Raw genomic sequence first — 8518 nt, 5'->3', positions numbered from 1 at the left:
GGGGCCTGGGCGGCGGCGGGGGCCGGCGCGGCGGCGGCCGGCTGGGCGGCCGGAGCCGCGGCCGGGGCGGCGGCCTGGGCGCGCTGGGACTTGGCGGCCTCCAGCACGTCCTGCTTGCGGATGCGGCCGCCGACGCCGGTGCCGTTGATCGAGTCGAGGTCGACGCCGTGCTCGTTGGCGAGCTTGCGCACCAGCGGCGTCACGTAGGGGCTGTCGCCCGAGGACGGCAGCGGCGTGGGCTCGGCGGGCTGCTGCGGAGCCGGGGCCTGCGGGGCCGGAGCCGGAGCGGCCTGCGGGGCCGGGGCCTGCGGGGCCGGAGCCGGGGCGGCCTGCTGGGGAGCGGGCTGGGCCGGGGCCGGCTGCGGGATGGAGGAGGCCGGGGGAGCCGGGGCGGGCTCGGGCTCGGGCTCCGGCTCGGGCTCGGGCGCGGCCTGCGGGGCCGGGGCGGCGGCGCCCGGCTGGGCGTTCTCGTCGATGATGGCGAGCTCGGCGCCGACCTCGACCGTCTCGTCCTCAGCCACGACGATCTTGGTGAGGACACCCGCGGAAGGCGACGGGATCTCGGTGTCGACCTTGTCGGTCGAGACCTCGAGGAGCGGCTCGTCGGCCTCGACGCGCTCGCCCTCCTTCTTCAGCCAACGGGTTACCGTGCCCTCGGTCACGCTCTCGCCGAGCTGGGGCATCTGTACGGAGACCGGCATCGTTATTCTTCTCTCGCGTTCTGATCTCGAGGGCTGGACTAGTTGTGTACGTGCAACGGCTTGCCGGCCAGGGCCAGCATCGCCTCACCGACTGCCTCGGACTGGGTCGGATGTGCATGGATGAGCTGGGCGACCTCTGCGGGCAGCGCCTCCCAGTTGTAGATCAGCTGGCCTTCCGTGACGAGCTCGCCGATGCGCCGGCCCACCATGTGGACGCCGACGACCGGGCCGTCCTTCTGGGCGATGACCTTCACCGCTCCGGAGGTGCCGAGGATCTGGCTCTTGGGGTTGCCGGCCAGGTCGTAGACCTGCTCGACGATCTCGATGCCGCGCTCGGCGGCCTGCGCCGACGTGATGCCGACCGAGGCGACCTCGGGGTCGGAGTAGGTGATGCGGGGCACGCCGGCGTAGTCGATCGGCGGCGGGTTGAGGCCGGCGATGTGCTCGGCCACCATGATGCCCTCGGCGAACCCGGCGTGGGCCAGCTGCAGCGTGGGGATCAGGTCGCCGATGGCGTAGACGCCCGGGACCGAGGTCTGGCAGTGCTCGTCGACCACGACGGCGCCGCGCTCGATGGTCACGCCCTGCTCCTCGAAGCCCATGCCGGACGACACCGCGCCGCGGCCGACCGCGACGAGCAGGAGCTCGGCGTCGAGGGTCTTGCCGTTGGCCAGGGTGACGACGACGCCCGTCTCGGTGGTCTTGGCGGAGTCGAAGAAGACGCCCAGCTCGTACTTGATGCCGCGGCGGCGGAAGGCCCGCTCCAGCAGCTTGGAGCTGGACTCCTCCTCGGTCGGCAGCAGGTGCGGCAGCGCCTCGACGATCGTGACCTCGGCGCCGAAGGAGCGGTAGACGCTGGCCAGCTCGACGCCGATCACGCCGCCGCCCAGGACGATCACCGACGACGGCACGCGGTCCATCTTCAGGGTGTGCTCGCTGGTGATGACGCGCTCGCCGTCGATCTCCAGGCCGGGCAGCGTGCGGGGGGCCGAGCCGGTGGCCAGCACGAGGTTGGCGCCCTCGTAGACCTCCGAGCCCACCTGCACGCTGCGCGGGCCCACCAGACGGCCCTCGCCCTCGACCACCGTCACGCCCGCGCCCTTGAGCAGGCCCTGGACGCCCTTCCAGGCCCGCGTGACGATCTTGTCCTTGAACGCGTGCACGCCCTGGACGTCGATGCCCTCGAAGCTCGCCTTGACGCCGAAGGACGCGCTCTCGCGCGTCTCGTCGGCGACCTCGGCCGAGTGCAGCAGGGCCTTCGTGGGGATGCATCCCCTGTGGAGGCAGGTGCCGCCGATCTTGTCCTTTTCGATGAGGACGACCGACTTGCCCAGCTCGGCCGCCCGGAGCGCGCAGGCGTAACCGCCGCTGCCGCCACCTAGGACGACGATGTCATAGGCCACAGGAAGGCTCCTTGTCGGGGTGTTCGTGATGCCGTCATCTTTTCATTTGTTTCAGATGCTCGCGTGCCGCTCTGCGAGTCCGATGAGGGTGCGGGTGATGGCGCCGGTGCCGCCCTTGGGGGTGTAGCCGTACGCCTCGCCCTTGTTGTAGGCCGGTCCGGCCATGTCGATGTGCGCCCAGCGCACCCCGTCGGGCACGAACTCCTTGAGGAAGATGGCGGCGGTGAGCATGCCGCCGAAGCGCTCGGGGTGGAGGTTGGCGATGTCGGCGACCGGCGAGTCGAGACCCTTGCGCAGCTCCTCCGGCAGCGGCATGCCCCAGGCGCCCTCGCCGGCGGCGGTGGCGGCCTCGACGACCAGCTCGCGGACGGCGTCGTCGTTGGCCATGACGCCCGCGGTGCGCCAGCCGAGCGCGACGATCTGCGCGCCGGTCAGCGTGGCGATGTCGACGATCAGGTCGGGGTCGTCCTCGGCGGCGCGCGCGATGCCGTCCATGAGCACCAGGCGGCCCTCGGCGTCGGTGTCGAGCACCTCGACGGTCTTGCCGCTGTAGCTGTGGATGACGTCGGAGGGGCGCTGGGCGGTGCCGCTCGGCAGGTTCTCGGCCAGGCAGAGGTAGCCGACGACGTTGACCGGCAGGCCGAGCCGGGCGATGCCGACCAGCGCGCCGAGCACGGCGCCCGCGCCGCCCATGTCGGACTTCATCCAGTCCATGGCGGCCGACGGCTTGAGCGACAGGCCGCCGGAGTCGAACGTGATGCCCTTGCCCACGAACGCCAGCGTCTTGCCCGCCTCGGGGTGGCTGTAGGCGACGCGGACCAGGCGCGGCGGGTTGACCGAGCCCTGGCCGACGCCGACCAGGCCGCCGTAGCCGCCGTCCTTGAGCTGCTTCTCGTCGAGGACCTCGACGGTCAGCCCGTGCTTGGCGCCCTCCTGCTCGGCGATCTCGGCGAACTTGGCCGGCCACAGGTCGGACGGCGGCGTGTTGACCAGGTCGCGGACGAGCGAGACCGACTCGGCCAGCACGCCGGCCCGCTCGGCGGCGGACTCGCCCTGCCCGGACAGGACGGTGATCTCGGAGACGGGGGCCTTCGGCGGCTCGCCCGTGCGGTAGCGGTCGAAGCCGTACGCGCCGAGCAGCGCGCCCAGGGCGACGGCCTCGGCCTGGGCGTCGTCGTCGGCCGGCAGGGCCAGCGCGGCGCGCGCGGTGCCGGCCAGCGACCGCACGGCGGCGCCGGCGGCGCGGCGAAGGGACTCGTGGTCGGAGGAGTCGCCCAGGCCGACGGCGACGAGCACCGGGGCCTGGACGGCGCCGAACGTGGGCAGCTTGGCCAGCTCTCCGGGTTTGCCGGAGAAGCCGAGCGAGCTGAGGGAGGTGGCGAGGTTGCCGCCGAAAGCCGCGTCGAGGGACTCAGCGCCCGTGGCCGGGCGGGGGCCGTCCTGGCCGGGCCGGAAGCCGACGATCAGGGCGTCGGTGTCGACAGAGACTGGGTCTGCTGAGTTCAGCCGCACAGTGGTCACGTAAACCGATGCTATCCACGGTTTCTGCGTACTCACAAACAGGGGTTCATCCTACAAATGCTGGTCGGACGCATTCCGTTTCATGGTGCTAGTGTCATTAGCATCATGTTGCTCGCGCTCGATCTCAACGACGCACGGCCCCTCCACGAACAGGTGGCCGGCGCCATCCGCCGCGCCATCGGCGAGGGCTCCTACACGCCCGGTGACCGCCTTCCGCCGGCCCGCGACCTCGCCAGGGCGCTCGGCATCAACCCCAACACCGTGCTGCGCGCGCTGCGCGACCTGCGCGACGAGGGGCTGCTGGAGTTCAGGCGCGGGCGCGGGGTCAGCGTCGCGGGCCAGGCCGACGGGCGCGCGCTGCTCGTGCAGCGCGCCCGGGAGCTGCTGGAGGAGGCCGAGAGGCACGGCTACCGCCGTGAGGACCTCATCACCATCCTGGAGGATCTGCCATGAACCCCCGAATCCCCGCGGCCGGGTGGGGCGCGGCCGTCACGGCGGCCCTGCTCCTGGCCCCCATGGGGCTGCGCGACCGGCTGCCCGACCCGCTGGCCACCCACTGGGGTGCGGCGGGCGTCGACGGCTCGGCGTCCTTCCAGGCCCACGTGCTGACGGTGGCGGCGGTGTGGACCGTGGTGTGGATCGTGTTCCTGGCCGTGGCCGCGCGGGGCTGGGCGCTGCGGCACCGGAACGGGCGGGCGCTGTGGTGGGGCGGGCTGTTCGGCGGCGGCGTCCTGGTGCTCGGCACGCAGGCCTCCACGCTGGCGGCCAACCTCGACGTGCCCGACTGGACGGCCGCGAGCCTGCCGGGCTGGCACGTCCCGCTGGTCGTCGTCGGATCCCTCGCTGTCGGCGTGTTCGCGGGCTACCTCGGCAGGGGCGGGCCCGACCCGGTCGAGGCCGTTCAGCCGCCCCCGGCCATGAAGCTGCGGCCCGGTCGCCGTACGGTCTGGGTCAGCCGGCTGGTCAACCCCTGGCTGGTCGCGCTGTCGCTGGTGGCCGCGGCGGCGATCGTCGGGCTCTGCGGGCTGCGCCTGGCCGGCGTCGTGCCGGCGGCGACCATGGCCTCCGCCCTGCCCGGGGCCGTGATCGTGCTGGTCGCGGGGCTGGCGACGGCGACGCTGTCCGTACGGGTCGGCGACGACGCGCTCGTCATCGGCTTCGGGCCGTTCGGCGTCCCGGCGCGCAGGATCCCGCTGTCGCGGATCGACCGGGCCTGGACCGAGGACCGCAGGCCGAGTGAGGTCGGCGGCTGGGGCTTCCGCGGCCTGCCCGGCGCGGCCACCATCATGCTGCGCGGCGGCGAGTGCCTGGTCGTCGGCTACCGCTCCGGCGGGCGGCTGGCGATCAGCATCGACGACGCCGAGCGCGGCGCGTCCCTCATCAACGCCCTCGTCGCGGAGCGTGCACGGTCATGAGAAAACAGCTTCCCGTCTTCCTCGTCCTCGCCTTCGGGCTGTCCTGGCTGGTGGCGCTGCCCATCTGGTTCGGGGCGGGCCTGGGCTCGCCCGCGGCCAAGGGGCTGGCCGCGGTCATGATGTTCACGCCGACCGCCGGGGTGCTCGGGGTGTGGGCGCTGTCGCGCGCGCCCTGGCGGCGCTGGGCCGCCGAGACCGGCCTGACGCTGGGCGAGAGCAAGGGCCGCACCGGCCGGTACGTGCTGGCCGCCTGGCTGGGCGTGCCGCTGCTGATCGCCGTCTGCGCCGGGCTCAGCACCGCCGTCGGGCTGTTCCCGCTCGACCTCGACCGGTTCAGCCTGTTCCGGGCCCAGCTCGCGGCCGGGGGCGTGCAGCCGCCGGCCGACCCGGGCCCGGCGCTCTACTTGCAGATCGCCATCGGCGTGCTGGCGGGCCCGGTGCTGAACGCGGTCCCGGCGCTGGGTGAGGAGTGGGGCTGGCGCGGCTGGCTGCTGCCCCGGCTGTCCGCCACGTACGGCCCGATCGGCGGCCTGGCGCTGTCCGGGGCGATCTGGGGGCTGTGGCACGCCCCGCTCACCCTGCTCGGCTACAACTACCCGAGCCTCGGGTCGTGGGCGGCGCTGCAGTTCATCGGCTTCTGCGTGCTGGCCGGCATCGCGATCGGCTGGCTGCGGCTGCGTACGGGCAGCGTGTGGCCCTGCGTGGTCGCGCACGGCTCGCTGAACGCGGTGCTGCCCGCCGTGCTGCTGCTCGGGGACGCCGCGGCCCCGCCCGACACCGCGGTGTCCGGGCTCACCGGGCTGGTCGGCTGGGTCCCGCTCGCGCTGCTGTGCGTGGTGCTCCTGCGCCGCCTCCCGGCCCGCGCCCCGCAGCCGGTCGCCTGACCCGGCCTGCGCCGGGAGCCGGGCGCAGGCGGCCGCGCCGCCGGTCAGTCAGTTTGCCGGTCAGCCGGTCAGCCGGTCAGGGCAGGATCGCGCACACCACCAGCGCGGCCGTGGTCCCGGTCTCCACCAGGGCGCCGAACACGTCCCCCGTGACGCCGCCGAGCCGCCGACGGGCGTGCCGGAGCAGCAGCAGCGCCGTCCCGAGCCCGGCCGCCAGCGCGATCGGCGGCGCCCACGTCCCGGCCGCCAGCCCCAGCCCGGCGGTCACGGCCAGGGCGGCCGCCGTGGCCAGCCACGCCGCCGGATCGCTCACGGTGCCCGCCACCATCGCCCCGAGCCCGCCGGACCGCGCGGCGGGCACGCCCGCCCGGCACGCCCAGGTGAGCGCCAGCCGCCCGGCCACGCAGGCGGTCACCAGGGCGGGATGGCCGGCCCCGGTCAGCGCCGCCGCCTGGACGAGCAGCGTGATGACCAGCGTCATCACCCCGAACGGCCCGATGTCCGACTTTTTCATGATGTCGAGGGCGTCTTTGGCGGGCCGGCCGCTGCCCAGGCCGTCGGCGAGGTCGGCCAGCCCGTCCAGGTGCAGGCCGCGGGTCAGCGCGGCGAGCAGCCCGAGCGCGAGCGCCGCGCCCAGCAGCGGCGGCCCCGGCAGCAGCAGCGCCAGGCCCGCCACCGCGCCGAGCCCCAGCCCGACCGCGGGGGCCGCCGCCATGGCCGGCCCGGCGACCTCCCGATCGACCCTGTCGACCCGCACGGGAACGGCGCTGAGCATGCCGATCGCGAAGCGCAGCCCATGGGTCAGCTCAGCAAGCGGCATAACGACCGATCCTAGGGCCGACTAATGTGGCGGGAATGCACGTGCTTGAACTCGAAGGTGTAGCTGTCCGGGTTGTCGGCAAAACGCTGCTCGACGGCATCGACTGGCAGGTGGCGTACGGCGACCACTGGGTGATCCTCGGCCCCAACGGCGCGGGCAAGACCACCCTGCTCTCGCTGGCGGGGGCGGTGCGCCACCCGAGCGAGGGCGCGGTCAGCGTGCTCGGCCACCGGCTCGGCCGGGTCGACCTGCGGGAGCTGCGCCGCCACATCGGCCTGGTCGCGGCCAGTCAGCGGCTGATCGACGAGGACCTGCTGGAGGAGGAGGGCGCCACCGCCCACACGGTGGTCCTGACCGGCCACACCGGCACGAGCGTCCCGCTGTGGGACAAGTACGGCGACAACGAGCGCGAGCGCGCCACCCGCCTGCTGGCCGACCTGGGCTGCAAGGACCTGGTCGAGCGCCCGTTCCGGGTGTGCTCGCAAGGGGAGCGGGCCCGGATCCGAGTGGCCAGGGCGCTCATGGCCGAGCCCGCCGTGCTGCTGCTCGACGAGCCGTTCGCCGGGCTCGACCTGCCGGCCCGCGAGGACCTCATCACCGCGGTCGAGCAGCTGGCCGCCACCCGTCCGGTGCTGACCACGGTCACGGTGACCCACCACCTGGAGGAGGTGCCCGCGACCACCACGCACGCGCTGCTCATGCGCGACTCGCGGCTGCTGGCCGCCGGGCCGGTGTCGGAGGTGCTCACCCCCGGCCTGCTGTCCGAGTGCTTCGGCCGTCCGCTGCACGTCGACCGCCTCGACGGCCGCTGGTACGCCAGAGCCGTACGCCCGTAGCCCCGGCTCCCGGAGGCCACGGGTCACAGTTCCAGCGGACGCCCCGCGACCACCAGGGCGACGTACTCCGACTCGGCGGCGAGCCGTTCGTTGAGCCTGCCGAGCGCGTCCCTGAAGGCCCGGCCGGCGGACGTGGCGGGCACCACGCCCATCCCCACCTCGTCCGAGACCGCCACGAGCGGCACCGGCGTGCCGCGCCACGCCTCGACCAGCTCCGCGCAGCGCCGGGCGACCGGCGTGCGGTCGCCGTCCCAGGCCCCGTGCTCGTCGAACACCGCCGCCAGCCACGTGCCCAGCCCGTCGATCAGCAGGGGCGTGCGCGCCGCCGCGATGACCCCGGTCAGGTCCGTCGTCTCGGCCGTGTCCCAGTGAGCGGGCCGCCGTTCCCGGTGCGCCCGTACCCGCGCCGCCCATTCGCCGTCCGCCGCGCCGTCGCCGCCGGTGGCGACATAGGTGACGTACGGCTCGGCCGCCAGCCGCAGCTCCGCCTCGGCCGACTTGCCCGACCTGGACCCGCCGAGCAGCAACGCCCGCCGCGGCGGCGTCTCGCGGACCGTTCCGCCGCTGCCCAGGACCGTCCCGTCCGGCACGGCCACCGCCCCCCACAACCGCAGCCGCCTGGCCAGCTCCTCCTCCGACCTGATCCGGTGGTCCAGCCACGCGGCCACCACTGCGGTCCGGTCGTCGGCCAGCCCGGCGCGGCGCAGCTCGCCGAGCCGCTGCGGGCGGTCCAGCAGGTCCAGCACGACGACGTCGTAGCGGGCGGGACCGTCCGAGGGGGCCTCCCGGCCCGGCGGCAGGCACAGCACCGCCGCGCCGTCGGCCGCCACCAGCCCGAGCCCGCCGCCGAACGCGCCGCCGCCGGTGAAGGGGAACCGCGCCGTGTCGTCCACGAGCAGCTCGAAGGGGCGGCGACGGCGGTCCTGGGGGAGCCGGGC

General features: G+C 74.5%; 9 protein-coding genes. 4 read left to right on the top strand and 5 right to left on the bottom strand.

Annotation, left to right across the window (positions count from 1 at the left end):
• The 3 genes from ACWCSD_RS41375 to ACWCSD_RS41365 all read right to left on the bottom strand — a co-directional run.
• The coding region (locus ACWCSD_RS41375) for a biotin/lipoyl-containing protein (protein WP_449923123.1) at positions 1-701 on the bottom strand (701 nt) is incomplete at its 3' end.
• A gap of 38 nt (positions 702-739) precedes the next feature.
• Positions 740-2104, bottom strand: a complete 1365-nt coding sequence (gene lpdA / locus ACWCSD_RS41370) for a dihydrolipoyl dehydrogenase (RefSeq protein ID WP_397162257.1) — start codon at positions 2102-2104, stop codon at positions 740-742.
• Positions 2105-2155: 51 nt separating this feature from the next.
• Positions 2156-3625, bottom strand: coding sequence for a leucyl aminopeptidase (locus ACWCSD_RS41365; RefSeq protein WP_358294170.1), 1470 nt, complete (start codon positions 3623-3625; stop codon positions 2156-2158).
• Between the two features lie 105 nt (positions 3626-3730).
• On the opposite strand from ACWCSD_RS41365, the gene ACWCSD_RS41360 reads away from it, so the two are divergent.
• Genes ACWCSD_RS41360 through ACWCSD_RS41350 form a run of 3 tightly spaced genes read left to right on the top strand, consistent with a single transcriptional unit; the run spans position 3731 to position 5924 of the window.
• Positions 3731-4078, top strand: coding sequence for a GntR family transcriptional regulator (locus ACWCSD_RS41360; RefSeq protein ID WP_352353377.1), 348 nt, complete (start codon positions 3731-3733; stop codon positions 4076-4078).
• Positions 4075-5040, top strand: coding sequence for a hypothetical protein (locus ACWCSD_RS41355; protein ID WP_449923118.1), 966 nt, complete (start codon positions 4075-4077; stop codon positions 5038-5040). Before ACWCSD_RS41360 ends, ACWCSD_RS41355 begins: the two co-directional genes overlap by 4 nt.
• Complete coding sequence (locus tag ACWCSD_RS41350; protein WP_397162255.1) at positions 5037-5924, top strand: lysostaphin resistance A-like protein; 888 nt, start codon at positions 5037-5039, stop codon at positions 5922-5924. Before ACWCSD_RS41355 ends, ACWCSD_RS41350 begins: the two co-directional genes overlap by 4 nt.
• Positions 5925-6000: 76 nt before the next feature.
• Here the strand turns inward: ACWCSD_RS41350 and ACWCSD_RS41345 are convergent, their stop codons facing one another.
• Positions 6001-6744 carry an adenosylcobinamide-GDP ribazoletransferase gene (locus ACWCSD_RS41345; RefSeq protein WP_449923114.1) on the bottom strand — a complete coding sequence of 248 codons (744 nt, stop codon included), beginning with the start codon at positions 6742-6744 and terminating at the stop codon, positions 6001-6003.
• 35 nt (positions 6745-6779) lie between these two features.
• Here ACWCSD_RS41345 and ACWCSD_RS41340 point away from each other — a divergent pair, with 35 nt between their 5' ends.
• On the top strand, positions 6780-7580 hold the full coding sequence (locus ACWCSD_RS41340; RefSeq protein ID WP_358294161.1) for an ABC transporter ATP-binding protein: 801 nt from the start codon (positions 6780-6782) through the stop codon (positions 7578-7580).
• 23 nt (positions 7581-7603) lie between these two features.
• On the opposite strand, the gene ACWCSD_RS41335 is transcribed toward ACWCSD_RS41340, so the two are convergent.
• Positions 7604-8518, bottom strand: a 915-nt coding sequence (locus ACWCSD_RS41335) for a bifunctional adenosylcobinamide kinase/adenosylcobinamide-phosphate guanylyltransferase (protein WP_449923110.1), incomplete at its 5' end; no start/stop codon positions are given.

Source organism: Nonomuraea sp. NPDC001684, from assembly GCF_053596515.1.
Note: the sequence above shows the minus strand (reverse complement) of the source record. Positions and strands in the feature narration are given on the sequence as shown.